The organism is Lysobacter niastensis, from assembly GCF_031457115.1.
Taxonomy (GTDB): domain Bacteria; phylum Pseudomonadota; class Gammaproteobacteria; order Xanthomonadales; family Xanthomonadaceae; genus Lysobacter_J; species Lysobacter_J niastensis_A.
The window spans coordinates 540,320-565,621 of the sequence record NZ_JAVDVY010000001.1 but is presented as its reverse complement, the minus strand read 5'-3'; the positions used below and the strand labels follow the sequence as shown (position 1 = coordinate 565,621).

Annotated in this window: 24 protein-coding genes; 12 read left to right on the top strand and 12 right to left on the bottom strand. The window is 65.5% G+C overall.

Translation table 11 applies throughout. The features are described 5' to 3' along the window. Nucleotides 1–162: 162 nt before the first annotated feature. Nucleotides 163–492, top strand: coding sequence for an RcnB family protein (locus J2X06_RS02660; RefSeq protein ID WP_310057924.1), 330 nt, complete (start codon nt 163–165; stop codon nt 490–492). 128 nt (nt 493–620) lie between these two features. Continuing rightward, nucleotides 621–974, top strand: coding sequence for a hypothetical protein (locus J2X06_RS02655; RefSeq protein ID WP_310057920.1), 354 nt, complete (start codon nt 621–623; stop codon nt 972–974). 79 nt (nt 975–1,053) lie between these two features. Here J2X06_RS02655 and azu read toward each other — a convergent pair whose 3' ends face one another. From azu to hemN, 9 genes are all read right to left on the bottom strand, one after another. After that, nucleotides 1,054–1,512, bottom strand: coding sequence for an azurin (azu, locus tag J2X06_RS02650; RefSeq protein ID WP_310057917.1), 459 nt, complete (start codon nt 1,510–1,512; stop codon nt 1,054–1,056). Between the two features lie 40 nt (nt 1,513–1,552). Continuing rightward, a complete protein-coding gene (locus tag J2X06_RS02645) occupies nt 1,553–2,164 on the bottom strand; it encodes an SCO family protein (RefSeq protein ID WP_310057915.1) in 612 nt (203 codons plus the stop codon). Next, on the bottom strand, nt 2,161–2,940 hold the full coding sequence (locus J2X06_RS02640; RefSeq protein ID WP_310057912.1) for a formylglycine-generating enzyme family protein: 780 nt from the start codon (nt 2,938–2,940) through the stop codon (nt 2,161–2,163). The genes J2X06_RS02645 and J2X06_RS02640 overlap by 4 nt, the downstream gene beginning before the upstream one ends. A 3-nt stretch (nt 2,941–2,943) precedes the next feature. Continuing rightward, on the bottom strand, nt 2,944–4,473 hold the full coding sequence (nirK, locus tag J2X06_RS02635; protein ID WP_310057909.1) for a copper-containing nitrite reductase: 1,530 nt from the start codon (nt 4,471–4,473) through the stop codon (nt 2,944–2,946). Nucleotides 4,474–4,623: 150 nt separating this feature from the next. After that, nucleotides 4,624–5,028, bottom strand: a complete 405-nt coding sequence (locus tag J2X06_RS02630; protein ID WP_310057906.1) for a SirB2 family protein — start codon at nt 5,026–5,028, stop codon at nt 4,624–4,626. A 12-nt stretch (nt 5,029–5,040) separates the two neighbouring features. Further along, a complete protein-coding gene (locus tag J2X06_RS02625) occupies nt 5,041–6,273 on the bottom strand; it encodes an NnrS family protein (RefSeq protein ID WP_310057903.1) in 1,233 nt (410 codons plus the stop codon). A 134-nt stretch (nt 6,274–6,407) separates the two neighbouring features. Next, a complete protein-coding gene (locus J2X06_RS02620) occupies nt 6,408–8,729 on the bottom strand; it encodes a nitric-oxide reductase large subunit (RefSeq protein ID WP_310057901.1) in 2,322 nt (773 codons plus the stop codon). 108 nt (nt 8,730–8,837) lie between these two features. Further along, on the bottom strand, nt 8,838–9,587 hold the full coding sequence (locus tag J2X06_RS02615; protein WP_310057899.1) for a cyclic nucleotide-binding domain-containing protein: 750 nt from the start codon (nt 9,585–9,587) through the stop codon (nt 8,838–8,840). Between the two features lie 31 nt (nt 9,588–9,618). After that, entirely contained in the window at nt 9,619–11,019 is a 1,401-nt protein-coding gene (gene hemN, locus J2X06_RS02610) for an oxygen-independent coproporphyrinogen III oxidase (RefSeq protein ID WP_310057896.1), read from the bottom strand. A gap of 283 nt (nt 11,020–11,302) precedes the next feature. Here hemN and J2X06_RS02605 point away from each other — a divergent pair, with 283 nt between their 5' ends. Next, entirely contained in the window at nt 11,303–13,765 is a 2,463-nt protein-coding gene (locus J2X06_RS02605; RefSeq protein WP_310057893.1) for a mechanosensitive ion channel family protein, read from the top strand. Nucleotides 13,766–13,783: 18 nt separating this feature from the next. Here the strand turns inward: J2X06_RS02605 and J2X06_RS02600 are convergent, their stop codons facing one another. Continuing rightward, entirely contained in the window at nt 13,784–15,535 is a 1,752-nt protein-coding gene (locus J2X06_RS02600; protein WP_310057890.1) for an AMP-binding protein, read from the bottom strand. Between the two features lie 92 nt (nt 15,536–15,627). Here J2X06_RS02600 and J2X06_RS02595 point away from each other — a divergent pair, with 92 nt between their 5' ends. The 9 genes from J2X06_RS02595 (at nt 15,628) to J2X06_RS02555 (ending at nt 23,204) form a co-directional block, all read left to right on the top strand. Continuing rightward, entirely contained in the window at nt 15,628–16,221 is a 594-nt protein-coding gene (locus J2X06_RS02595) for an RNA polymerase sigma factor (RefSeq protein ID WP_430539478.1), read from the top strand. Further along, complete coding sequence (locus J2X06_RS02590; protein ID WP_310057887.1) at nt 16,218–16,733, top strand: hypothetical protein; 516 nt, start codon at nt 16,218–16,220, stop codon at nt 16,731–16,733. The genes J2X06_RS02595 and J2X06_RS02590 overlap by 4 nt, the downstream gene beginning before the upstream one ends. 13 nt (nt 16,734–16,746) lie before the next feature. Next, nucleotides 16,747–17,643 (top strand): DUF4097 family beta strand repeat-containing protein, encoded by an 897-nt coding sequence (locus tag J2X06_RS02585; protein ID WP_310057884.1) that lies wholly within the window; start codon nt 16,747–16,749, stop codon nt 17,641–17,643. Nucleotides 17,644–17,912: 269 nt separating this feature from the next. Beyond that, entirely contained in the window at nt 17,913–18,431 is a 519-nt protein-coding gene (locus J2X06_RS02580; protein WP_310057882.1) for a DUF2199 domain-containing protein, read from the top strand. 72 nt (nt 18,432–18,503) lie between these two features. After that, nucleotides 18,504–19,274 (top strand): hypothetical protein, encoded by a 771-nt coding sequence (locus tag J2X06_RS02575; protein ID WP_310057879.1) that lies wholly within the window; start codon nt 18,504–18,506, stop codon nt 19,272–19,274. A gap of 587 nt (nt 19,275–19,861) precedes the next feature. Continuing rightward, complete coding sequence (locus tag J2X06_RS02570; protein WP_310057876.1) at nt 19,862–20,227, top strand: VOC family protein; 366 nt, start codon at nt 19,862–19,864, stop codon at nt 20,225–20,227. A 78-nt stretch (nt 20,228–20,305) separates the two neighbouring features. After that, a complete protein-coding gene (locus tag J2X06_RS02565) occupies nt 20,306–20,707 on the top strand; it encodes an MAPEG family protein (protein WP_310057872.1) in 402 nt (133 codons plus the stop codon). A 152-nt stretch (nt 20,708–20,859) separates the two neighbouring features. Beyond that, the gene (locus tag J2X06_RS02560; RefSeq protein WP_310057869.1) at nt 20,860–22,065 is read left to right on the top strand and encodes an MFS transporter; all 1,206 of its coding nucleotides are present in this window, start codon (nt 20,860–20,862) and stop codon (nt 22,063–22,065) included. Nucleotides 22,066–22,202: 137 nt separating this feature from the next. Continuing rightward, nucleotides 22,203–23,204 (top strand): MBL fold metallo-hydrolase, encoded by a 1,002-nt coding sequence (locus J2X06_RS02555; protein ID WP_310057866.1) that lies wholly within the window; start codon nt 22,203–22,205, stop codon nt 23,202–23,204. Between the two features lie 128 nt (nt 23,205–23,332). Here J2X06_RS02555 and J2X06_RS02550 read toward each other — a convergent pair whose 3' ends face one another. Together J2X06_RS02550 and J2X06_RS02545 are read right to left on the bottom strand one after the other, a co-directional pair. After that, entirely contained in the window at nt 23,333–24,058 is a 726-nt protein-coding gene (locus J2X06_RS02550; RefSeq protein WP_310057863.1) for an SDR family oxidoreductase, read from the bottom strand. Nucleotides 24,059–24,092: 34 nt separating this feature from the next. Then, nucleotides 24,093–25,283 (bottom strand): acetyl-CoA C-acyltransferase, encoded by a 1,191-nt coding sequence (locus J2X06_RS02545; protein WP_310057860.1) that lies wholly within the window; start codon nt 25,281–25,283, stop codon nt 24,093–24,095. Between the last annotated feature and the right edge of the window lie 19 nt (nt 25,284–25,302).

Genomic DNA, 25,302 nt, shown 5'->3' with positions numbered 1-25,302 from the left:
CCGCCCCGGTCCTTGCGAGCGCCAGAAAGCGCTTTCCTAAAGGCGCGATGAAGGACGTCATCGCAGAACAGCGACGGCCGTCAATGTTTCCCCATCGCGATCGAGACAAAAGCCGGCGGCATCATAGGATCGCAGCGCCAAACCGAAAAACCTGGGGGATCCATGAAACGCCTGCTGTCCGCCGTCCTGATCGGCTTTGTTTTCCTGTCGCCCATGGCCTTCGCCAAGGGCCCCAAGCACCACGATCGTGACGACGACCACGGTTACAACGACGACCACGACGGCCATCCGCCCGGCAAGCACAAGGGCTGGCACAAGGATTACCGACGCGGCGTGGTGTACGTGGAGCGTCGCATCTACGTCGATGACTACCGCCATTACGACCTGGCCCCGCCGCCGCCCGGCCATCGCTGGGTGCGCAGCGACGATGGCCGATACGTCCTCATCGCGGTGGCGACCGGCATCATCGCCGACATCCTGCTGCACCACTGAGCGCAGACTCCGGCAGTCCAGACAGCCCCGCTCACGCGGGGCTGTCTTGTTTTTGGCACCGCTTGCAATGGCGCGGGCCAGATGGTTGCATCCATCGTCTCCATCAGGCATCGGGATACTTCCCAGCCATGGCCTACTCGTATTCGTTCATGAAGCCCCATCACCTGCCCTTGGCGGCGAAGGAGCTCGACGCTGCATCGGTATTGCCATTGCGCGCGAACGAAGCCATCGCAGCTCTCAACCAAGCGTTGCCGGGATTGCGTTGGACGTCCGGCACGGAAGCCACTGCCGAGCTCGACCAGGGCTGGGCGGAATTTCGATTGCATGACGACCCGGCGCAGGGCGCCTGGCTGTCCATGCGCTGTTCCCTGCGAACGGATTACTCGACGGCGGTGCAGGATCTGTGCGATCGCTTTCAGTGGGTGGCGTTCGATGAGGAACCCAGGCTGTTCCAGCCGCATCGGGCGCCTGAAATCCTCTGACCCGCTGTGGAATCCCGCCCACGGTTCCCAATAGGAAACGGCCCCGCTCACGCGCGGCCGTTTTTTCATGTTCGGTCCATCACTTCGTAACCACCAGCACGCCTTTCATGATGGACGAGTGGCCCGGGAACGAGCAGAAAAAGGTGTAGTCGCCGCCGGCCTTGAGCTTGCTGCCCGCGAATTTCGCCGTCGTCTTCGCGCCGCCACCGACAACGGGCGTGGCGGCGATGACGCGCGCGTCTGCCTTTTGCACATAACCCGCGGCGGCGCCGGCCTTCATGCCATCGGCGGCAACGGCGGCCACGTCCGGTGTCTTGCTGATTACGACGTTGTGCCCCATGACCTGCGCGGCGAGCTTGCCGGCATGCGTCAGCTCGATCGTGATGGTCGGGCATGCTGCCGACACCGTGATCGATTTCTGGTCGAACTGCATGCGGTCATCGCCCTGCAACTTGATCGTGCAGTTGGGCGCGGCATGGGCGAACGATGCGGCGCACATCAGTGTGACGGCGCTCAGGATGCTGCGGGTGTACTTCATCAATGATCTCCAAATCGGGATTGATAAAAAGCGGGAACGGTCAGGGTGTTGAAGCCGCACGGCGCACGGCTTCGATGAATTCCGGGTCGGGTCTGCTGCCCATCTGTTCGGTGCGAGCCAGGACGCGGCCATCGGCATCGAGCAGCACGAGCGCACTGGTGTGGTTGAACTCGCCATCGGCGAGGTGGCGGTAGCGGATGCCGAGCACGCCGGCCGCCGCGCGCACGTCGGCGACCGGCGGAGCGGCCAGTGTCCAGCGTTGCGTGTCCAGCTTGCGCTTGTCGACGACCGAGCGAAGCGCAGCAGGGTTGTCGCGCGCCGGGTCCATGCTGATCAGCACGATGCCGACACGCTTCTGCTGCGTCGGCGTCAGTTGTCGCTCAATCGCTTTTCCGGAATCGACGATCAGCGGGCAGATGTATTGGCACGAGGTATAGAACATCGACACGAGTTGCGGCTTGCCGCGGTTCTGCCGCCAGTCGGCGGTGCGGCCGTCCTGGTCGGTCAGGGGCAGTGGCAACTGGTAGACCGAATCGCTCGGCAACGGCGCCGGGGCTTTCAGGCCAACGCCGGGCGCGGCCGGCGTAGCCGCGGAAGCGGCGGAAGCGGCGAGCGCCGCGATGGTCAGGAGTTTCAGGACGACTGGTTTCATTTCGCGCTCCTGGCGCAACGGAAGCCAAGGTTGGCTGTGGCGTCGGCACCTTCGAGCGAGGACAGCATCGCCACGCGCATCAGCACCGCATAGTTCTCGCGGTCGTCCATCGACAGCGCGCCCGCGCCGCAGAATTTCGCCGTGTCGGCATCGCCCTGGTTGCGGTTGTCGCCCGACACCAGCAGCGCGGAATAATCTTCGGTCCACTCCCACACCAGGCCGTGCAGGTCCTGCACGCCGTATGCGTTCGGCGTCTGCAGTCCGGTCCTGGGCAGCGCCGTGTTCGACGGGCGCGAGTACCAGGCGAGGATGCGCTCGCGCCATGCCGGATCCTGGCGAGCATCCCGCCGCGTCTCGTCGGCCGCGGCGGCGTACTCCCACTGCGACCATGTCGGCAGGTGCGCGCCGATCGACTGGCAGTAGGCATCGGCGGCGAACCAGCTCACCCAGGTCACCGGTTGCTGCGGCAGCGCGGCCGGCCCCAACTCGGTGGCCGAGCGCCAGTGTGAGAGATAGCGCGACTCGGCGAACACGCTGGCGGCGCGATCGCGTCGCCATTGCGGATGCTTCGTCACGAACGCGAGGAACTGCGCGTTGGTCACCGGCTCGCGCATCAGCGCGAACGGCGCGATGCGCACGCCTGCCTTGGCATCCTCGTACTGCAGCGCGGAGCGGAACGTGCCGCCTGGCAGCCCGACGTAGCGGCTGGCCGTGACGCCGCCGGCAATGCCGGCGATCGGCAGCAAGACCATCAGCGTGGCGGCCAGGCGGCGCATCGGTCAGTGACCTTCCGACGCGTTGGCCGGCTTGGCTTGGCGGATCTGCGCGGCTTCCGCATTGGTCACCTTGCCGCCCGGGTTGCCCCAGCTGTTGAGCACGTAGGTGGCGATGTTGGCCACTTCGTCGTCGGTGAGCTGCGTCATCGGCGGCATCACCGAGTTGTAATCCTTGCCGTTGACGTTCACCGGCCCCTGCAGGCCATGGAGCATGACGCGCGGCACCGCCTTCGGGTCGGCCTTGATGTAACTCGAGCCCGCCAGCGGCGGGAACACGCCTTCAAGTCCCTCGCCGTTGGGCTGGTGACAGGTCGAGCAGGTGCCTGCGAACAAGGCCTGTCCCGCCTTGATCTGCTCCTCGACCGTCAACTCGCCCACCTTGGCCGATGCCGCGGCCGTGGCAACGGCCTTCATGTTGGGCTGGGCGCGGTCGCCCAGGTAAACGTAGTCGACTTCCTTGCCTGAGTAGATCGCCTTGTTGTCCGCGCCGTCGGCCTTGAGGATCGCCAGCGCCCCCTTGTTGAAGGCGCGGAAGATGCTGTGGTCGACCAGCACGTAGCTGCCGGGGACCTCGAGGCGGAAGTCCATCATTGCCGCGCCGCCTGACGGAATCAGCGTGGTCTGCACGTTCTCCTGGAAGCGGGTGCCACCCTCGAACCAGACCTTGTCGAAGATCTCGCCGATCACGTGGAAGCTCGACACCAGGTTGGGGCCACCGTTGCCAACAAACAGGCGCACGGTCTCGCCCGTCTTCGCCGTCAGCGCCTTGTCGCCGGTCAGCGCGCCCTCGCTGCCGTTGAACAGCACGTAGGTCGGGTGCTCCTCGATCGCCTTCTCCATGTCGAACGGCTGCAGGCCCTTCTCGCGATATTTGCCGGTCGTGTAGAAGTCGCCCTGCATCACGTAGTACTCGCGATCGACCGGCGGCAAGCCTTCCGGCGGTTCGACCAGGATCAGGCCGTACATGCCGTTGGCGACATGCATGCCCACCGGCGCGGTGGCGCAGTGATAGACGTACAGGCCTGCGTTGAGCGCCTTGAACGTGAAGCGGGAAGAATGTCCCGGCGCGGTGAAGCTCGATGCCGCGCCGCCACCGGGACCGGTGACGCCGTGCAGGTCGATGTTGTGGGGCATCTTCGACTCGGGCATGTTGCGCAGGTGGAATTCCACCGTGTCGCCCTGGCGCACGCGGATGAAGCTGCCGGGCACCGTGCCGCCGAAGGTCCAGAACGTATAGGTGACGCCCTCGGAGATCGGCATCTCCTTCTCGATCACGTCTAGCTTGACGATCACTTTTGCCGGCGCCTTGCGGCCGGTCGCCGGAGGCACCTGCGGCGGTTGCGTCAGCACCGCATCGACTGGCTGGCCCTGCGGTGGCCCGAAGTCGCCCTTGGCGGAGCCGCCGGTTTCGTCGCTTGCGGCGGCGGCTTTGTCTGTGGAAGTTTCGGCATCCCCGGCGTCTCGGCAGCCTGGCAGAGCCAGGGCGATGGCGACGGCGGTGGCGATGACTAGATTGCGGCTGGCACGTCGCATCGCATTACCCCTTCGGTTCTCGTTGTCCCGGCCGTCGTGGCCGGCTTGGGGCGTAGGGTGTTCCTACGGAACTTCCAACGGATTGACCGAGATCAAATGGCCATTTGGCCTGGGCAGGAACCTTCGGTGCGCTTGACGTGCGTCAAGCCGCTAGGCGAGCCACAGCCATACGGCGCCCAGTGGATGGTGGGCACGGGCGACGGTCGTCATGAAAGCAAACACGAGCAACGCAAGCACGTAGCAGGTGCGGCGCGTCTGCACCGTTTGTCCGCGCTTGAGCGCAAACGTGCCCAGCCCGACATACACCACCAGCAGCGACAGCTTCACCGCCAGCCAGCCGTTGGCGAACATCGCGCCGGGCAGGATCGTCAGCAGCATCAGCGCCGCGGTCAGCAGCACGGTGTCGATGGAATAGCTCAGGTAACGCAGCGGCGCGGCCATCGCCAGGCGCGGCTGGTTCAACTGCACCAGCAGGCCGCGCAACAGGAACAGGCTTCCGCTGGCGAGCACGGCCGCAACGTGGGCCCATTTGATCTGCGCGTAGAACTCGAGCATTCCCGTGTCACCTCAACCCGGCTTGCCGTCGGTGCGCGGGCTCAGATAGATCCAGCCCAGCCGCGCCACCCACGGCGTCAGTGCCAGCAGCCAGCCGAGCGCGGCGATCACATGCCAACGCATCGGATCGGGCGCCACCTCGGCGAACACGCGCAGCACCGCCACGACCTGGATCGCGATGAACGCGAACCAGGCCACGCCCGGCATCACCAGCGCGCGTCCCGAATGTCCTTGCGTCACACGGGTCACCATCGCCACCAGCACGCTGCCGAAGAATCCGATGAACAAGGCATGCGCCGGCGCGCGGCCGAGCACGAACACCCCGGTCAGCGAATAGGCGATGCTCTGCGTCGCGTACAGCGCGAAGGCCAGCGGCAACCACGCCATTCCCAGGAACAGCACCGTCAGCAGCGCCGGCTTGGGTCCTTGTGGCCACCAGCGCCACAACATGGTGCCGGTCAGCGCCAGCAAGGCGACGTCGACCATCCACAGCCACGCATAGGCATGCACCAGCTCCAGCGCGAGATGCGCCAGGCACAACGCCAGCGCGAGCGCGAGCACCCACAGCGGTTTCCACGGCTTGTAGCCCGGCACGACATTGCTGGCGAAGAACGGGAACATCCGATGCGCGACGGAAAGATAGACCGGCAGCAGCAAACCGTACCCGCCGATCTTCATGCTGGCGAAGGCCCACAACGGCGACGCGCCGAGTACGAACGCGGTCCACGCCAGCAATCCCGCCAGGCCCATGCACAGCGCCGCGAAGCAGGCGCGCGCGTGCCAGGTCGTGCCTTTCTCACGCCACAACAACGGCCCGATCGTGGCGATGACCGCGATCCATCCCGCCAGCGTCATCACCAGTCCCACGAAGATGCCGGCCTCCCAACCCATCGCGCCGAGCAGCGTCGCCAACTGCCCGCCGAACACGCCGATCCCGACCGGCAGGTAGCGCCATCGCTCCAGTTCGCGCAGCCCCATCCAGCGTGGAAACACGGTCAGCAGGAAGCCGAATATGAAACTGGCCAGCACCTGGTACTGCATCACGAACGCATGCAACCAGCCTGCGTATTGAGCCGGCTGCGGCATCGACAACGCCGGCCAACGCTGGCCGGCCAACCAGGCCGCCCACCAGGCCATCGCCAGCAACAGGTTGCTGGCACCGATGAAGAACAACAGCCGATGCGGTGCCTGTGCGAGAAGCCGGGGCGAGAGCGATGCGATCGACGGAGCGGGGAGCCTGTTCATGCCGGCAGTGTCCGGCCGGCGCGAGTTCGTTGCCTTGATCCAGGTCAGGCCGGGGACACGGGCAGGATACAAAGGGAAACCTCCGGCACAAGGCCGGAGGCTTCGGGGGCTCATCCTTGCGTGGGAGTGACGCTTCAGTGCTCGGGCGCCTTCACGCCGTCCAGTTCGGCTGCGGGCCGCGGCGCCACCCACAGCCGGAACACGAACCAGGCCATCGCGATCGCGCCGACGCTGAAGATCGTATCGCCCGGTACGCGCATCCAGATCAGCATGTCGACGATGGGCTGCTGCATGAACTCGGCGGAGCGCGCGTAGGCATAACCGTGCTCGATCGCCGCCAGCAGCTGCATCGTTCCCAGCGGCAGCAAGGTGAGCAGCGCCATCAGCGCCAGGCCGATATTGAGACACCAGAACGAAGTCTTCAGCGCGCGGGTGTCCCAATGCATCTGCCCGCGCAGGCCGCGCATGCAGAACAGCATCAGCGCGATTCCGAGCATGCCGTACACGCCGAACAAGGCAGTGTGGCCGTGCAATGGCGTCAGGTTCAGGCCCTGCATGAAGTACAGCGACAGCGGCGGGTTGATCAGGAAGCCGAACAGCCCCGCGCCCACCAGGTTCCAGAACGAGACCGCGAGGAAGAACAGGATCGGCCAGCGGTAACGGGCCATCCACGGCGTCGACTTGCCAAGCTTCCACGTGTGATGCGCCTCGAAGCCGATGTAGGCCAGCGGCACCACTTCCAGCGCGCTGAAGCTCGCGCCCAGGGCCACCACCGCCGTCGGCGTGCCGACGAAGTACAGGTGGTGCAGCGTGCCGAGCACCCCGCCGGACATGAACACGATCGTCGCGAACAGCACGGCGGTCGTAGCCGATTTCGCCTGCACCAGTCCGAGCTTGACGAAGATCAGCGCCATCACCGCGGTGGCGAACACCTCGAAGAATCCTTCCACCCACAGATGCACCAGCCACCAACGCCAGTACTCGACCTCGGAGATATGCGTGTGCTCGCCCCACATCAGCGCCGCGCCGAAGAAAAGGCCGATGCAGACGGTGGACAGGAACAACAGGCCCACGATCGCCTTGGTCTCGTTCTTCGGAGCGCGCAACACCGGCCACAACGCGCGACCGACCAGCGTGAGCCACAACAGCAGGCCGATGAAGAGGAACCACTGCCAGAAGCGCCCCATGTCGGCATATTCCCAGCCCTGGTGGCCGAACCAGAAGTTGTTGGCCAGGCCGAGCTTCTGCATCACTGCCAGCCACTGTCCGGCGAATGCGCCGACCACGATGACCAGCAGGCAGACGAACAGGAAATTGACGCCGAGCCTCTGGAACTTCGGTTCATGCCCCGACAATGCCGGCGCGATGTACAGGCCGGTGCCGAGCCACGCCACCGCGATCCACAGCACCGCCAGCTGGGTATGCCAGGTGCGGGTGATCGAGTACGGCAGCACGTTGGACAGCGCATAGCCGTAGGCCTGCTGGCCTTCAACCTGGTAATGCGCTGTGATCGCGCCGAGCAGAATCTGCGTCAGGAACAGCGCCAGCACGACCCAGAAGTACTTGGCGGTGGCGCGCATCGAGGGAGTGATGCGCAGCGAGGCCAGTGGATCGGAGGCCGGCAGCTTCACCGGGCTCTCGTTGTCGTGCGTTCGCGCGTGGTACCAGCCGAGCAACCCGATGCCCGCGATCAGGAACAGCGCGCTGAAGACCGACCACGTCCACAACGGCGCGGGCGGCGTGTTGCCGATCAGCGGCTCGCTGGGCCAGTTGTTGGTGTAGGTCACGCCTTTGTTGGCCGTGCCGTTCGCACCCGCCGCCGCATCGCCTTCCTCACGCGGTCGTTCGGTGCCCGCGGCCCACGACGTCCACCAGAAGAATGCGGTCAGCGCGCGCCGATGCTCGGCGTCGGGCACCGTGCCCTCCTTCATCGCATAGGCCTCGCGCAACTCCTGCGTGGCCGGGTCGTTGCCGAACAGGCTTTCGTAGTGGGCGGCGACGTTGGACATGGCCAGCGCGCGATCGTGGTCCACCACGATCTTTCGCGTGGCCTCATCGAAGGTATTGCGCCGCATCGATGCTTCCAGGCGGCCGCGCAGGGCGGCCTGCGTTTCCGGCGGAAGCGCCTGGTACGAGGCCATGCCGCCATCGGCCCGTGCCCAGATGTCGAGCACCGCGGTGGCTTCGCGATGCAGCCAGTCCGCGCTCCAGTCGGGGGCCACGTAGCCGCCGTGGCCCCAGATGGAGCCCAGCTGCATGCCGCCCATCGATTGCCACACCTGGCGGCCGCGTTCGATGTCGGCCCGTGTGTAGAGGGTTTTGCCTTCCTGCGTGACCACCGCATCGGGCATGGGGGGCGCGGCGCGGAATATCTCGCCGCCGGCCCATAGCAATATCGAGAATGAAACGATCAGCAGGGCGGCCAGGCCCAGCCAAAGCTTGCGGGTACTACCCATGGCGAGTCTCCTTTAGACCCGCTCATGTTCCGGCCGACGCCGGTCGGTGCACCTTGATTCAGGTCAAGCAGAACCGCATGCGGCGCGCAGCGCCACTAGGGGTACTGATCAGTCGCGCAGCACGGGCGCGGCGAGTGCTTCAAGCGCCGGACGACCGGCCAGTTCCAGTTCGCGGCGATCGACCTTCAGCAGGCCGTCCGCCTGGAATCGCTTCAGCACGCGGCTGACGGTTTCCGGCGCCAGGCGCAGGTAGTTGGCGATGTCGGTACGCGCCATCGTCAGCTGGAAGCGGTTGGGCGAGAACCCGCGCGCGGCCAGTCGCCGCGACAGGCCGATCAGGAACGCCGCGAGCCGCTGGTCCGCCGACCAGTCGCCGGCCAGCAAGGCAGCGCGGCCGATGTCGCGGCTGAGCAGCCGGAACAGCTGCCGCTGCAGGCCGGGAACGCGCGTGGCCAGCACCGCGATCTTCGGGAACGAGAAGCGGCACAGCATCACCGTGTCCAGCGCGACGGCGTTGCAGGGGTAGTGATCGCCGTCGATCGCGTTGAGTCCGATCACCTCGCCCGGCAGGTGGAAGCCGAGCACGTGCTCGCGCCCGTCGCGGTCGATCACGTAGGTCTTGACCGTGCCGGCTCGCACCGCGGCGATGGCGTCGAAAGGATCGCCCTCGCGGAACACGTGCTCGCCGGCGTGGAACGGCCCGACGTGCTCGACCAGCACGTGCAGGTCCATCAGCGCGCTCTTGTCCATGCCCTCATCGAGGCAGGCGCGGGAGAACGCGCAGGTCGAGCAGAAATGCAGCGCGTCGCCGTCATCGGCCACGATGCTCTTGTCCGTGCGCGGGAACACCTGCGTCATGGCGCGTTCCATAGCCTTGTCCACGACAGGCTCAGACCGTGCGCGAGAAGTTCGGCGCGGCGACGGCGGCGGGTTGGTCGAGATAGCGGTCGAAGCACATCGCGATATTACGCAATAGCAGGCGCCCGCGCGGCGTCACCCTGATCCGGTCCCGCTCCCGGCGGACCAGGCCGTCGGCCACCAGCGGCTCCAGCCTTGCGAGCGCATCGGCGAAGTAGCTGTCGAAGTCGATGCCGTAGCGCCGCTCCAGCGCGGACACCGGGATCTCGCCCTGGCACATCAGCTCCTGGATCAGGTCGGCGCGCAGCCGGTCGTCCTCGTCCAGGCGCATGCCGCGAAGCACCGGCAGGCGGCCATCGTCCAGCGCGGCCTGCCAGCTCGGCAGGTCGCGCGGGTTCTGGCTGAAGCTGTCGCCGATGTGGCTGATCGCGCTCACCCCCAGTCCCACCAGGTCGCTGTCTGCGTGCACGGTGTAGCCCATGAAGTTGCGATGCAGTCCGCCGCGCGCCTGCGCCCGCGCCAGATCGTCGTCGGGCAGGGCGAAGTGGTCCATGCCGATGTACTCGTAGCCGGCGGCGGTCAGCTTCGCGATGGCCAGCTGCAGCAGAGCCAGCCTCGTCTCCGCATCCGGCAGGTCCGCGGCAACGATCTGACGCTGCGGCTTGAACAGGTGCGGCAGGTGCGCATAGCCGTACACCGCGATGCGGTCCGGGCGCATCGCCGCGACCGTGTCGAGCGTCTTGTCGAATCCGGCCGTCGTCTGCTTCGGCAGCCCGTAGATCAGGTCCACGTTGACCGAGCGGAATCCGCTGGCGCGGCAGGCATCGATCACCGCACGCGTCTCCTCGACGCTCTGGATGCGGTTGACCGCGACCTGCACGGCCGGGTCGAAGTCCTGCACGCCGAAACTGGCGCGGTTGAACCCGATGGTGGCCAGCTCGGCGATATCGTCCGGCGAGATGAAGCGCGGATCGATCTCGATGGAGATGTCGCGGTCGGGGGAATCGGAGAAATGGAACTGCCGGCGCAGCGTGTCCACGACCTCGCGCAGCTGTGCCGGCGTCAGGAAGTTGGGCGTGCCGCCTCCGAAGTGCAGCTGGATGACTTCGCGATCGCGGTCGAACAGCTGCGCGGTCAGGTCGATCTCGCGGTACAGCCGCGCCAGGTAGCCGTCGGAACGGGACGTATCGCGGGTGATGACGCGATTGCAGCCGCAGTAGAAGCATGGGCTCATGCAGAACGGCACGTGGACGTACAGCGACAGCCGGCGCGGGATCGGATCTCCATTGCTGGCGATGGCGGCCTGCCGCAATTCAGCTTCGCCGAAATGCAGATGGAACTGCGGCGCTGTCGGATACGAGGTGTAGCGCGGGCCCGGCCGGTCGTAGCGGCGCAGCAGGTCGGGTTCGAACGCAAGGCGTGACGTTTCCATATGGACAGGTTAGGCAAACCCGCAGGAATTCCCTTGACCTGAGTCAAGCCCGTCTCCCGAAAACCATGCGGCCACACCTTGGAATGCCGGCCCTATGCATGCTGCACGCCCCCGCCACTGGGCACCGGCGTGCCCGACGGCGTCGCTCGCGGCCCGTGACGAACCCGTGAAGCGGTTGCGCCCCTGCATCCCGCCATGATGTGCGCCGCGACAACACGAGCATGTTTGGCTGTCGTTTTTCGTTTGCTTGGTGGCCAGCCCGCAATGACCGTTCGGAGCCAGGATGCATCGTCCCCTTGGATTGCTTGCCTGCGTCCTGTGCCTGGCGGTCCTGCTCGGCGTGCCGTCGGCGCAGGCCCAGAAGGCGCCCGCCCTGCTCGATGAAAAAGAGAGGGGGCCGGGCGCCATTGCGATGGCGGAGATCCCGGTCCGGGCCGACGACGATGAACGCTTCGCCGAAGAGGTGATCGAGCGCTCGCGGATTGTCGCGTCGAGCCGGAACCTGTTACCGCGCCTGGAAGCGATCGAGCGTTCGGTCGACGAGAAGGCGAAGCTGTCCCGGTCTGCCGACCTCAAGACCTTACCCGTGATGCGCCTGGAGAGCCTGGAGCGTCATTGGAAATTCGACGCCAGGCAGTTCGATCGCTGGCAGCAGGACATGCGACAGGCCGGCGCACCCTATTCGCAGGACGCGGCCGAACTGGCCCGACGCCGCGCCGACTGGGAGGCCACCAAAAAGGCCGCGGCGACGGGTGGCATGGCCACGGCGCTTTCCGACCGGATCGACGCGGTCACCAGGCAACTCGACCTCGCCGAGCGGGCGCTGTCGCCCCCCCTCGAAAAACTGATCCAACTCGGCCGCCGCGCCAATGCCCTGGAATCCAGGATCGAGGGCGGCCAGAAAGCCGTCGCCATCGCCATCGACTACATCGACAGTCGCCTGGTGCGTCTCGATGCACCTGTGCTGTGGGATTTGAAGGACCAGCCCGGCCCCCCGGAAGGCGCGTTGGACTCGGTGCGCACCGGCCTGGAGATCGAGACGCGATTTCTCAAGGAATACAGCGCGGCCAATCTCGGTAACCAGCGCGCGCTGAACGTGCTGCAGCTTCTGCTGCTTCCACTGCTGCTCTGGCTCAGCTTCCGAAGCCGCAGGACCGTTCCCGTCGTTGCGCAAAGCGAGGCGTCGGCGCGGGTGCTGCGCCGGCCTCTGTCGTCGTGGTTGCTGTTGTCGATGATGGGCGTGATGGTGTTCGAGCCCGATGCACCGCTGCTGCTGCAGCAGTTCGCGATGCTGGTGGCGCTGGTGCCGGTGCTCCGCCTGCTGCCGCCACACGGTTTCCGGCTGCTCGGGCCGTGGCCATACGTCGCCACGATCCTGTATGTCCTGGAACGGCTGGGCTTCCTGTTCCTCGCCAACAACGTGTTGTATCGCTCGTATTACCTGGGCCTGGCCGTCGTTTCCCTGTTTCTGGTGCTGTGGTTGCTTTGGCGCGCGCGCCACATGGATTACTCGGGACTCGCCGGCCGTTTCGGCAAGGCCGTGCATGTGGTCGCCATGGTCAGCGTCGTGTTGCTGGCCGTGTCGGCCGTTTCCAATATCGTCGGCAATGTGTCCCTGGCGGAAATGCTGCTGAGCGGTGTGATCGACAGCGGCTACATGGGCCTGGTGCTGTACGCCGGCGTCACGGTCATCTCCGCGCTGCTGCAGTTGCTGGTATCCCAGCGCAGCGTCGCGCGCTTCCGGCTCACCCGCACCCACGCCGCCCCCATCCTGCAAGGCGTCTACCGCCTGCTGGCCTTCGGCGCGGTCATCGCCTGGGTCGTATTCACGATGACCCGGTTCCGCGTCTTCCGCCCCGCCTACGCCGTGGCCGAATCGGCGCTGACGCATGAGTTCGGGTTTGGCGAGATCTCCATCACCCTCGGCCACGTCCTGGTGTTCTTCATCTCGCTGTACATCGCGGCACTGGCTGCCCGGACCGTCCGCGTCCTGCTGCAGGACGAACTGCTGCCGAAGATGGCGCTGCCGCGCGGCGTCGGCAACAGCATCGCCTCGCTGAGCTATTACGCGCTGTTGCTGCTGGGCCTGCTGGTCGCGCTGTCCGCGGCGGGCTTCAAGGTGAGCCAGCTCACGATCGTCTTCGGGGCGCTCGGCGTCGGTATCGGCTTCGGCCTGCAGAACGTCGTCAACAACTTCGTGTCGGGGCTGATCCTGATGTTCGAACGACCGATCCAGCCCGGCGACGTCATCGACATCACCGGCACCTCCGGGCGCGTGCGCGAAATCGGCATGCGTGCCACCACCATCAAGACCTTCGACGGCGCCGACGTGATCGTGCCCAACGGCACGCTGCTGTCGGAGAAGGTGACCAACTGGACGCTGCTCGACATGAACCGTCGACTCGACGTCGATTTCGGCGTGGCCTACGGATCGGATCCGGATCGGGTCGTCGAGCTGCTGACGCACGTGGCCAGCGAAACGCCGCAGGTGGCGAAGGAACCGGCACCGGCGGTGCTGTTCACGGGCCTGGGCGCGAGCTCGCTCAACTTTTCCATCCGCGCCTGGACGCACGACTACGACAACTGGGTGAAAGTCCGCAGCACCCTGCTGACGCGGGTCCACGCCGCGCTTGTCGAAGCCGGCATCGAAATCCCCTACCCGCAACAGGACCTGCACCTGCGCAGCGTGTCGAAGCAGGCCCGCTCGATGCTGGCGCCGCCAGCCGAGGGCAGCGCGGAAGACTGATCGCGCGATGCGATCAGCTCACTCCCAAACGACCGCCCGCTCGGTCGCCAACCATGCATCGGCACCGGGCAAGTAACGGCTCTCGATCGCCTCGCGCTTGATCTTCAACGTTGGCGTGAGCATGCCGTTCTCGACCGTCCAAGGCTGCCGGGTCACTACGACGCAACTCAATTTTTCGTGGTTCGCCAACGTGGCATTGACGTGGTTCACCAGCGTCCCGAGTTCGGCCTCCAGGTCCGCGCGCGCCAGCGTCGTGTCGCTGATGGCCTGCTGCGTATCGGCGGACAGCATAAGCAAGGCAAACGGCCGCGGATGATTGGCGCCAGTCACGCACACTCCCTCCAGCCTCGGGTGGGCGCCAAGCAGGTTCTCGATGGGCGCGGGCGCGACGTACTCTCCGCGCTCGGTCTTGAACAGCTCCTTCGTGCGTCCGGTGATACGCAGGCGCCCTTCGGCGTCGAGCTCGCCCCGATCCCCGGTGAGGAAGAATCCATCAGCCGACGTGACGCGCGATGTCAGCTCCGGGTCCTTGTAGTACCCCATCATCTGGCTCGGGCTCTTGATCAGGATTTCGCCATTCCCGTCGATGCGCGCCTGGGCACCTGGGGTGCACGTGCCGACATAACCTGGCCGCGCATGGCCCGGTGTTGAGCAATGGGTGATGTAGGCTTCGGTCATGCCATAGCCTTCGAGCATCTCCAGTCCAAGGCTGCGATACCAGGCGACGATTTCCGGCGACAGCGGCGCCGAGCCGGTAAAGCAGATGCGCGCATGATCCAAACCCAGTTCGCGCAGGATCTTGCGCTTGACCACATGCGACACCAGCGGCAGAGCGAACAGCAGCCGCTGCTTGTGCGCGGGGAGCTTGGCGTTGACCGCCAACCGGAACTTGGTCCACAACCTCGGCACGGAAAAGAACAGCGTCGGACGCGCACGCCGCAGGTCTTCGGCAAAGGTGGACAGGTTGTTGCAGAAGTAAATCCGTCCGCCCACGTACAACAGGCAGTGCACGAACGCCCGCTCCGCCACGTGGGCCAGCGGCAGGTACGACACAGCCCGATCCTGTGGCGAACCGCCACCGATGACCTGGATCATAGCCGGGCAGATCGCCTGCATGGCGCCGTAGCTGTGCATCACGCCCTTGGGCTTTCCGGTGCTGCCAGACGTGTACATGATGGAACTCAGCTCATCAGGCTGGCCATCGTGGATGTGCGACAGTGGCTCATGCCCTGCGATCGCGTCATCCCATTGCGGGATGTCCCGCCGCGGCGACATCGGCAGCGCCAGCAACGGCAGGTCGTCAGGCAACGCTTTTTCGATATTCGGCCAGTTGTCGGCTGTGCCATCCAGCTTGCCGACCAGCAGCAGCTTCGATTCGGAATGGTCGAGTATGTAGCGCGCCTGCTCGGCGCCCATGGTCGCGTAGATCGGCACGCTGACGTGCCCGGCCATCATGATCGCGATGTCCGAGATGATCCAATGCGCGCTGTTCCTGCCGAGCAATGCAATGCGGCTGCCGGGCGGGAATTGCAGGGAGCGCAGATACGCCGCCAAGCGCCGGGCCTGGTCGCCGGCCTCGGCCCAGGTGGTGTCGACCACCCGGCCGTCCGGATGGGGCTGGGTGAGAAACACCTTGTCCGGCTGCTCCTGCTCCCAACGCAGGAAGGTCGCCAGCACTGTTGCGGGTCGGTCGGTCATGGCAGCCCATCCGTCAGGTCCAGAGGAATCAACGACGCGGGAGAGAGGTTGCGGCCCGCCGACGCCCGCCACGCCAGCCGCGTGCATGCGTCATCGGACCGAGCCCGGAAGCCCATCCCCACGGGCCTTTAAACGCTGCCGCGCCTCGGCGCATCCATGATGTCATGCTGACCGCCATGACCGCCTGGTTGCCCGACACCACCTCCGCCGAACCCGGCGCGGAGGACCGCGCACTGGTCCAGGACGCCGTCGCCGGCGACGTGACGGCCTTCGAGCGCCTGTACCGGCGCCATGCCGGTCGCGTGCACGGTGTGATCTCGCGCCTGGTGGGCCGGCACGGCGACCGCGCCGACGACCTGACCCAGGAAGCCTTCGTCCGCGCCTGGCAGCAGCTACCCAGCTTCCGCCACGAGTCGGCCTTCTCCACCTGGCTGCATCGCCTGGCGGTCAACACCGCCCTGATGGAACTGCGCAGCCGGCGCAGCCGTCCGCAGGAAGAGAGCGACGAGCTGCTCGAATTCCACGAGGTCGGCGGCTCAGGCTCCGATTCCCACCACAGCCCGGCCCTGAAGATGGACCTGGGCCGCGCCGTCGCATCGCTGCCGCCACGCGCCCGCGCGGTGCTGGTGCTGTTCGACATCGAAGGATGGACCCACGAGGAAATCTCCGCGTCGCTCGGCATGGCGGTCGGAAGTTCCAAAGCCCAACTGCATCGCGCGCGCCAGTTGCTGCGCACTCGACTGGGAGACACCCCATGAGCGACCAGAACTCTTTCCCCGATTCGCTGCGCTGGCAATTGCGCGCCCTGCGCCAGGACCAGGCGCCGACCACCGACCTGTGGCCGGGCATCGCCGAGCGACTGCAACCACGCGACGTTCGTCCGCGGCGACAACCTCGCTGGGTCGGCGGCCTGGCACTGGCGGCCTCGTTGCTGCTGGTGGTGGCCACGGCGGTCTGGCTCAAGCCGGCCCAAATGGGCACGAATCCGCAGGTAGTCGCTACGCAGGGCCGCCCGGCCAATCCCGCATTACGCGACGGCCTGATGCTCGCCGAAGCCGAGCATATGAGCCGCGAGTACCAGGCCGCCGTGCGTGAGCTCGACACCCAACCGCTGCCTCCCGCGCTGGCGCCCACGCTCGACGAGCTCGACCGCAACGCCGGCATCATCCTGGACGCGCTGCGCCAGGACCCGACTTCCCCGCGACTGCTCAAGCAGTTGCGTCGCACCTATGAACGCCGCATCGAACTGATGCGTCGGGCCTACACCTGATCCGGAGACGACCATGAACCGCCCCCTGCTGCTGTGCGTCGCGCTGCTGGCCGCCCAACCGGCAATCGCAGCCACCCCCATCGACCAGACCCGTCCACTCGACCCGACGGGCACAGTCGAGATCGAGAACCTCAAGGGCCGCATCGAAGTGCGCGCCTGGGACCGACCCGAAGTGAAGATCGAAGGCAGCCTCGGCGAAGGCGCGGAGAAGCTGGAGATCGAAGGCGACCGCTCGCGACTGGAAGTACGGGTCAAGTACCCGAAGGAATACGGCATGTTCAACCGCGGCCGTGGCGAGCCGACCGAGCTGCGCCTGATGGTGCCGTTGCGGGCCAGCCTGGACGTCAGTGCCGTGGCCGCCGATGTCGACGTGCAGGGCCTGGCGGCGGGCGAGCTGTCCATCGACAGCGTCAGCGGCGACGTCGCCGTGGCCGCTGCCCCGCGCAAGGCCGACATCAACAGCGTCAGCGGCGATCTCAACCTGACGCTCAACAGCAGCGACATCCAGGCCGAAACGGTCAGCGGCGTGATCCGCCTGCGCGGCCGCATCAACGGCGAGGTGGAGGCAACGAGCGTGTCGGGCGACATCGAAATGAGCACGCTCGATACCCAACTGCGCCGGCTCGAAGGCTCGACCGTGTCCGGCGACATGCGCGTCGCCACGGCGCTCGCGGAAGCCGGCAAGATCTCTCTGGACACCGTCAGCGGATCGCTGCGCCTGACCCTGCCCAAGTCGGTCTCGGCCAACGTCCGCGGCGAAACCTTCAGCGGCGACCTCGAAGCGACCGGCGCGAAGATCGAGCACGCCGAACACGGCCCGGGCGCGAGCTTCACGCACCGCTACGGCCAGGGCAGCGGCGATATTTCGGTCGAGACGTTCTCGGGTAGCGCAACGATCATCGTCGAATAAGCCGGATACGCGACCATCCCATCGGGTGAGGGCGCGCCTCCCCGATTGCCGGTCGATGCGGTGGCAACACAAGAAGCTGTTTTGTTATCCGACGAATCCCGGGGGATATCCGATATCCCTTCGGATCCGAGCGGCAGCGGCGTGCTACATGCCGATCCGTTTTCATGTAACCCGTTGATATGGACGGCCGCTCCGGCTTGACGCTGCCGAGGCGAAAACTGAACATCCGGTGCCGGTTGTGGGGTCTACTAGGCGTTAGGGGGCACAAGATGACGTTTCGCTTCCGATGCAATACCTGCGAGGAAATCCATGAGGGTGTACCCACCTTCGGGGCCGACATGCCGGCGATTGCCCAATGGATCCCGCCTGAAGAGCGTCAAAGCCGAGTTGACCTGGGCAGCGACGATTGCGTCGTTGACGGAGAGCGCTTTCTAGTCCGCGGCTGTCTGGAGATTCCTGTTGCGGACGAAGCGGACCCTTTCGTGTGGGGCGTGTGGGTCGACATCAGCCAGGACAACTTTGACCAGTGGGTCAAGGCCTTTAACCAGAAAGAGCGATCCCACATCGGTCCCTTCCCCGGATATCTTGGGACCGCTCTCCCTTGCTATCCGGACACATTCAACCATCGCGTCGTAATGCATCTGCGGGACAACGGTATCCGACCGTACATTGAGGTGTCACAGTCAGATCACCCTCTACACATCGAACAATGCAATGGCATCACGCATGAACGCTTGGTCGAGATATATGAAGAGGTCATGCACGGAGTTTTCGGGCGTGCCGCCTAACAATTCATTCAAGCCGAAGCCGCTTCGCGGCTCGGCTTAATTCAGGCGTTAGGCCGCAAGGGAGATGTCGGCATGTTGATAGAAGCTATCTTTGCCGCCGCGTTAGCCACTTCTGGTCCGCAATCCGTGGTTGTTGATGGCCTCGGGCCGCCACCCAAAGGCTGGACGGTTATAGATCAGCCGAGGAACGAGGACGAATGGCGCTGTTCCAACTATTCCCAAGACGAGTGGGCTGTGGACGGGAAGTCCGTGCATGACGCTGTGATCTCGCCCTACGAGCACGCTAAAGAGGTGACGCTTGAACTTGCAGGGGGGAGGCTTATCGGCACCAACCATGGCGAGTTCGGAGGAAGAGTTGAATGGGAAGCGCGCGGCTCCTTGCGCCGCGTACTGGTTGCCAGCGCCAATCCAGTCGCGTTGACCAGACGAGGTAATGATGTCTTCGTTGCAACCGGGCTCGCGCACCTGACTCTCAACTCAGGTGAGGTCCTTAGGCTAAGGCGATCGGACGATGATTCTTGGCAACTTTCGAAGGTAATTGATCTTGGCGAAGCGCCAAATGCAGCCTTCCGAAAAGACGAGACAACCTGGATCGTCCTAACTACCAACGGCGTGACAAGAGTTGATCTCTCTGCTCTTACAAAACAGCAGATCTACCGTAACGGGAATTGGTGGTTGCTGTATGGAAACTCCATCGCACCGCTCGGCAACTCATGGCTGATTGGTGCACGTCGCGCGGTCATCCGCCTGACTCCGAGCGCCGAGGGGTACCGGGAGGAATGGCTGGCCCCGGATAGCTGCAAGAGGATCACTGGGCCAGGCTGCGATTGCCAGGCTAACTAGCTGCGGCCTGACAATTCATTCAAGCTGAAGCCGCTTCTCGGCTCGGCTTAATTCAGGCCTTAGGCGCCAGCATGCAAACGTCAAAGCCAATAGTTCGGACCGCGCTGGTTGTTGCTGTCATCGTTGTGCTTGTCGTGCTGCTCAACGTTCCCGCACCCGGGTCGCAGCCCAAGCTCATTCGTGGCACTGTCGTTCGCTCAGACCTCATCCAAGGAACCAAAGGCGCGAGAGGGTTCCTGGTCGTCCATCTTGATGATGGTTCTGTGGTTTCACTATCCATTAGCAGTTCGACACTTCCGCCCCTGCATTCAACCATCACAATTGAAGAGGAATACGGCATCTTCGGGCAGCGTTTGGTCTCACGGCACTAGCCGGGTTGATTGCCCGCCCTAACAATTCATTCAATCCGAAGCCGCTCCGCGGCTCGGCTTAATTCAGGCGTGGCACATCGAACTCAGACCCGGCCAGAGGTTTGATGATGCGTCCTTCAGAAGGCTCGTTCGCATCGCGCACGTCGACAGGAAGCGGCGGCTCAGGGCAGAGTAGTTCGTCGCTACGCCTCATCGTCAAATCATTGGAGAAGGCGATTGATTCTTGGGTTACGTTCTGCCATTTACCCCGTTGGCGACCTGGTCGCTGCAAAGCAGTGGTATGCGCAGATTCTTGGTGTACCGCCCTACTTTGACGAGCCGTTCTACGTTGGCTTCAACGTTGGCGGGTTCGAGCTTGGCCTGATCCCGGATGGCCAACCTGGTGCAAGCGGCCCACAGCCGCTATGGGGTGTGACAGACGCATCGCGGGAATTTGCAAAGCTGGTTGAGCTTGGTGCAAGCCCGCTGGACGCTGTCACGGACGTGGGCGGCGGCATCAAGGTTGGCGCGGTGATGGATCCCTTCGGCAACAGGTTCGGCATCATCGAAAATCCACACTTTGATTCGGCCAATGTCAGGTGACGCGGAGTCGAAGCCGCTTCGCGGATCTGCTTGAATCACGCGTTAGGCCGTAGCAGTCCATTGGAACCAGGGACCTCCATGTCGCACCCGTTGATCATGCCCATGGCGGCGCACGTTGCGCTGGCTGCCCTTCTGTATGTGATGCTCACTGTTGCCCGTGCCCCGGCGATTTGGGGCATTGGCCGTCGGCCGGACGGCAGCAATCCTTGGGGAAGGATTGAGCCCCGTATCAGCGCCAATCTCTCGAACCAGTTCGAGTGGCCGCTATTCTTCTACGCTGCCTGCCTCATTCTTCTCCAATCAGGCACGAGCCGCTTCTCGCTTGTGCTGGCATGGATCTTTGTTATTGGCCGGGTCCTGCACAGTCTTGTGCAGATACTGACCACCAACATCCGGCTGCGAGGCCTTGTCTTCACCATCAACTTCGTTGCTGTTCTCGGTCTTTGGGCAATAGTTGTCTTGGTCGCGCTTCAGAACTAGCCAGCACTTCCGACCAACGGCTCGGCAACTCATTCAACCCAACGCCACTGCTCGGGTTGGGTTTCAGGCGCGAGGACGTCGTCCGACTGGAAGAGCGCCGCCTTGCAACGGCTCGTGCATGATGGAGGCCGACACGGTCCTCGCGCTTCCAGGTGACCCGATTCGCCAGCCTTCCTGCTGAGGTTCGCCTGCTCCTGCTGGGGCGGGGATTGCGCGCGTTCGCGGATGGGTTCATCTCGGTTCTGCTTCCCGCCTACCTGCTGGCATTGGGCCTGGACACATGGGCAGTGGGATTGCTCAGTACCGCGACGTTGCTGGGATCGGCACTGATGACGCTGGCGGTGGGCATCTGGGGGCATCGCTTCCACCATCGCGGCCTGCTGCTCGGCGCTGCACTGCTGATGTTCGCGACCGGCCTGGCGTTTGCCAGCCTGTCGCACTTCCTGCCGTTGCTGATCGTCGCCTTCGTCGGCACGTTGAACCCCAGTTCGGGCGATGTCAGCGTGTTCCTGCCGCTCGAGCACGTCCGGCTCGCGCACGCCGCGCAGGGCGAAGCGCGCACGACGCTGTTTGCCCGTTACAGCCTGGTCGGCGCGCTTTTCGCGGCAGTGGGCTCCCTCGCCGCGGCCGCTCCGGAAGCTCTGGTCGGGTTGGGCATCGGGCTCGTTCCCGCCCTGCGGGGCATGTTTGTCGTCTATGGCGTGATCGGGCTGTTGATATGGCTGCTGTACCGCCGATTGCCCGGACGCAAACTCCAGGCGGCGCCCGATCCTCCGGCAGCCCTGGGCCCCTCGCGGCGCATCGTGGTGAAGCTGGCCGCGCTGTTTTCGCTGGATGCCTTCGCCGGCGGCCTGTTGGTCCAGTCGTTGATGGTCGTGTGGCTTTTCGAACGCTTCGATCTGTCCGTCGCCGCGGCCGGTGCATTCTTCTTCTGGTCCGGACTGATGACCGCGTTCTCGCAACTGGCCGCGCCCCGGGTCGCCAGGCGCTTCGGCCTGTTGAACACCATGGTATTCACGCACATACCTTCCAGCCTGGCATTGATTGCCGCCGCGTTCGCGCCGAGGCTGGAACTTGCACTGGGGCTGCTACTCGTCCGGGCCCTGCTGTCGCAGATGGATGTACCCACGCGTTCGGCCTTCGTCATGAGCGTGGTCACGCCATCGGAGCGAACCGCGGCGGCGAGCTATACCGCCGTTCCCCGCAGCCTGGCATCGGCCTTCAGTCCATCGTTGAGCGGCGCGCTGCTGGCGACCGGATGGCTGGCAGCGCCACTGGTTGCGTGCGGCGTGCTCAAGATCGTCTACGACGTGACGCTGCTGCTGTCGTTTCGCAACGCACGGCATGAAGATGAATGACGCACGAGTCGTGGCGCCCGCATTTGCTCATGGAGCGCAGACCGCATCCGCAACTGTGATCGCGTAATGACCAAAGGCACTACTGCCCCACTCCGCGCACGATAACGTCGGTCGCCAGGACCCAGTGGAGGCTGACGATGCGCGTGCTTGCGATGGCGGCGATGGCCGCAGTGTGCGTTGCCGCCTGCGCGGCGGCTCCCAAGCCCTCGGCGGAACAGGTGCGGGCGGCGGGTGGCGTGCCCATTGCACCCGGCATCGCGCTGTTCCGCGGCGACTTCGTGCCGGGGCGGCAGCCCGATGGCAACAGCATCGTGCTGCAAGCGCCCGACGGACTGATCGTGTTCGACACCGGACGCCATCGCGAGCACACCCAGCGCCTGCTCGACCATGCCCGCGCCAGTGGCGAGGGCATCGCCGCCATCATCAACAGCCACTGGCATCTGGACCACAGCAGCGGCAATCGCATGCTGCGGCGGGCCTACCCCGACGTCGAAGTGCTCGCCAGTGATGCGGTGAACGGCGCGTTGACCGGTTTCCTGGCCGACAGCCGCAGGCAGGCGCAGGCCATGATCGACCGCGGCGCCATCGCCGAGCCGCAACTGTCGGATGTGCGCGGCGACATGGAAACGATCGCCGAGCACGACTCGCTGATCCCGACCCGCGTCGTGGAACACGGTGAGGAACGGGAGATCGCGGGCCGGCGCATGCGCATCGGGTTCAGCGCGAACGCGGCTACCGCCGGAGATGTCTGGCTTTTCGATCCTGCGACGAAGGTGCTACTGGCAGGCGACCTGGTCACGCTGCCCGCGCCATTCCTGGACACCGCCTGCCCGGCCGGATGGCGCGATGCCCTGGCCGCGCTTGATGCCATCGACTTCAAGATCCTGGTGCCGGGCCACGGCGCGCCGATGGACCGCGCGGGGTTTGGGCAATATCGGGTGGCATTCGACCATCTGCTGGCGTGCGCCAACGGCAACGACGAGGCCGCGCTTTGCATCGATGGCTGGTTGCGCGACGCCGGCACGCTGGTGCCCGCATCGCAGCAGGAACAGGCGCGTCGCCTGCTCGATTACTACGTGGTGCAGGTGCTGCGCGCGCCGCCGGAGCGGCGCGGGCGCTACTGCAAGGCTGCTGCTTGAGGCCAGGAAACAGCGCACGCCTTTTCGTCATTCCCGCGGAGAGATCGATTCCCGCCTTCGCAGGAATGGCGGCAATCAGGCGCTTTCCTACCGGCCCATCCTTCGACTTCGGCGCTACGCGTCTACGCTCAGGGCGAACGGTGTGAGGTCGCTGGCGGCGCGAGATACGCCGCCTTGTCGGGCGACGACAGGCTCGCCTTGACAGCACGACTGGTGTCGTCGGCCAGCACTTCCATTCCTCCCTCCTGCACTACCTGCAGGATCTGCGCGGCCACGTCCTTCGGCGAGATCTTCGGTGCGTCGAAGCCCGCGGTCATGTCGGTGTCCATCAGGCCCAGGTGCACGCCGACCACTTGCGTGCCCTGCTCGCGCAGTTCGTTGCGCAGGCCGTTGGTCAACGACCAGGCCGCCGCCTTGGAGATGCAGTACGTCGCCGTGCCCGGCAGGCTGATCCAGCTCAGCACCGACAGCACATTGATCAGCGCGCCACCGCCGTTGCCCGCCAGCACCGGCGCGAATGCGTGGCTGATGCGCAGCGGGCCGTAGAAGTTGGTGTCCATCTCCTCGCGCAGCGCCTGCTCGCCGGTATCGGATAGAAGCACGCCGCCGCGGGAGATGCCGGCGTTGTTGATCACCATCGTCACGTCAGGACAGGCCTTCGCGGCGACGGCGATGCTCTCGGGCGAGGTCACGTCCAGCGCGACGGGGGTGACGCCTTCGCTCTTCACCGATGCCGGGTTACGCGCACCGGCATAGACCTTGGCCGCGCCGGCCTGCTTGAGCGCTTCCACCAACGCCAGGCCGAGGCCGCGATTGGCGCCGGTCACCAGCACCACCGAATTCTTGATATCCATCTATGCACCTACTGTTGACGTTTGGGGGAGGGAATCAACCGACGCGTTCGATGGCGATGGCCGTCGCTTCGCCGCCGCCGATGCACAACGACGCCACGCCACGCTTCAGGCCGCGGCGCTGCAATGCGTGCAGCAGGGTGACGATGAGGCGGGCGCCAGTGGCGCCGATAGGATGTCCGAGCGCACATGCGCCGCCGTTCACGTTGAGCCGGTCGGACGCGATGCCCAGGTCCTTGGCCGCCGCCATCGCCACCACGGCGAAGGCTTCGTTGATCTCGAACAGGTCGACGTCATCCACGCTCCAGCCGACGCGGTCGAGCAGCTTGCGTATCGCCGGGATCGGCGCGGTGGTGTACCAGGCCGGCGCCTGGCTGTGCGTGGCATGGCCGCGGATCTCGGCCAGGATCGGTAGGCCTTCGCGCTGCGCGACCGAGCGCCGCGTCAGCAGCAGCGCGGCGGCGCCGTCGGCATTGGCCGAGGCGCTGGCGGCGGTGATCGTGCCGTCGGCGCGGAAGGCGGGCTTCAATTGCGGAATCTTGTCCGGCGACACCTTGAGCGGATGCTCGTCGGTGTCGACGAGGCGCTCGCCGCCCTTCCCCGGCACCGCGACCGGAACGATCTCGTCGGCAAACGCGCCGCTCTCGATCGCCGCGCGCGCCCGCGTCAGCGTCTGCGTGGCGTAGGCGTCCTGGTCGGCGCGGGTGAAACCGTAATGCGTGGCGGCGGCCTCGCCGAAATCGCCCATCGGGCGTCCCGGTTCGTACGCGTCCTCCAGGCCGTCGAGCATCATGTGGTCGAGGATGCGGTCGTGGCCGACGCGATAGCCGGTGCGCGCCTTGGCCAGCAGGTACGGCGCGTTGGACATCGACTCCATGCCACCGGCGACGACCAGGTCGGCCGAGCCGGCGCGCAGCAGGTCGTGCGCCAGCATCGTCGCCTTCATGCCCGAGCCGCAGACTTTATTGATCGTGGTCGCGCCGACCGCGTCGGGCAGGCCGGCCCCACGCATCGCCTGCCGTGCGGGCGCCTGGCCCTGTCCGGCGGGGAGCACGCAGCCCATCAGCACTTCGTCGACGCGCTCCGGCGCCAGGTGGGCGCGCTCCAGCGCGGCGCGGATGACGTGTGCGCCCAGTGTCGGCGCGGACACGGGCGACAGGTCGCCCAGGAAACGGCCCAGCGGCGTGCGAACCGCGGAGACGATGACAACGGGATCGGATTCGGTCATGGCAGGAAGTCGGGGGAGG

Coding starts and splice junctions, on each gene's coding strand:
- J2X06_RS02580 (WP_310057882.1), top strand. CDS start 17,913: ATGACGTTTCGCTTCCGATGCAATACCTGCGAGGAAATCCATGAGGGT.
- J2X06_RS02575 (WP_310057879.1), top strand. CDS start 18,504: ATGTTGATAGAAGCTATCTTTGCCGCCGCGTTAGCCACTTCTGGTCCG.
- J2X06_RS02555 (WP_310057866.1), top strand. CDS start 22,203: ATGCGCGTGCTTGCGATGGCGGCGATGGCCGCAGTGTGCGTTGCCGCC.
- J2X06_RS02615 (WP_310057899.1), bottom strand. CDS start 9,587: ATGACGCAGGTGTTCCCGCGCACGGACAAGAGCATCGTGGCCGATGAC.
- hemN (WP_310057896.1), bottom strand. CDS start 11,019: ATGGAAACGTCACGCCTTGCGTTCGAACCCGACCTGCTGCGCCGCTAC.
- J2X06_RS02590 (WP_310057887.1), top strand. CDS start 16,218: ATGAGCGACCAGAACTCTTTCCCCGATTCGCTGCGCTGGCAATTGCGC.
- nirK (WP_310057909.1), bottom strand. CDS start 4,473: ATGCGACGTGCCAGCCGCAATCTAGTCATCGCCACCGCCGTCGCCATC.
- J2X06_RS02630 (WP_310057906.1), bottom strand. CDS start 5,028: ATGCTCGAGTTCTACGCGCAGATCAAATGGGCCCACGTTGCGGCCGTG.
- J2X06_RS02645 (WP_310057915.1), bottom strand. CDS start 2,164: ATGAAACCAGTCGTCCTGAAACTCCTGACCATCGCGGCGCTCGCCGCT.
- J2X06_RS02545 (WP_310057860.1), bottom strand. CDS start 25,283: ATGACCGAATCCGATCCCGTTGTCATCGTCTCCGCGGTTCGCACGCCG.
- J2X06_RS02620 (WP_310057901.1), bottom strand. CDS start 8,729: ATGGGTAGTACCCGCAAGCTTTGGCTGGGCCTGGCCGCCCTGCTGATC.
- J2X06_RS02655 (WP_310057920.1), top strand. CDS start 621: ATGGCCTACTCGTATTCGTTCATGAAGCCCCATCACCTGCCCTTGGCG.
- J2X06_RS02565 (WP_310057872.1), top strand. CDS start 20,306: ATGTCGCACCCGTTGATCATGCCCATGGCGGCGCACGTTGCGCTGGCT.
- J2X06_RS02595 (WP_430539478.1), top strand. CDS start 15,628: ATGCTGACCGCCATGACCGCCTGGTTGCCCGACACCACCTCCGCCGAA.
- J2X06_RS02550 (WP_310057863.1), bottom strand. CDS start 24,058: ATGGATATCAAGAATTCGGTGGTGCTGGTGACCGGCGCCAATCGCGGC.
- azu (WP_310057917.1), bottom strand. CDS start 1,512: ATGAAGTACACCCGCAGCATCCTGAGCGCCGTCACACTGATGTGCGCC.
- J2X06_RS02640 (WP_310057912.1), bottom strand. CDS start 2,940: ATGCGCCGCCTGGCCGCCACGCTGATGGTCTTGCTGCCGATCGCCGGC.
- J2X06_RS02660 (WP_310057924.1), top strand. CDS start 163: ATGAAACGCCTGCTGTCCGCCGTCCTGATCGGCTTTGTTTTCCTGTCG.
- J2X06_RS02605 (WP_310057893.1), top strand. CDS start 11,303: ATGCATCGTCCCCTTGGATTGCTTGCCTGCGTCCTGTGCCTGGCGGTC.
- J2X06_RS02625 (WP_310057903.1), bottom strand. CDS start 6,273: ATGAACAGGCTCCCCGCTCCGTCGATCGCATCGCTCTCGCCCCGGCTT.
- J2X06_RS02585 (WP_310057884.1), top strand. CDS start 16,747: ATGAACCGCCCCCTGCTGCTGTGCGTCGCGCTGCTGGCCGCCCAACCG.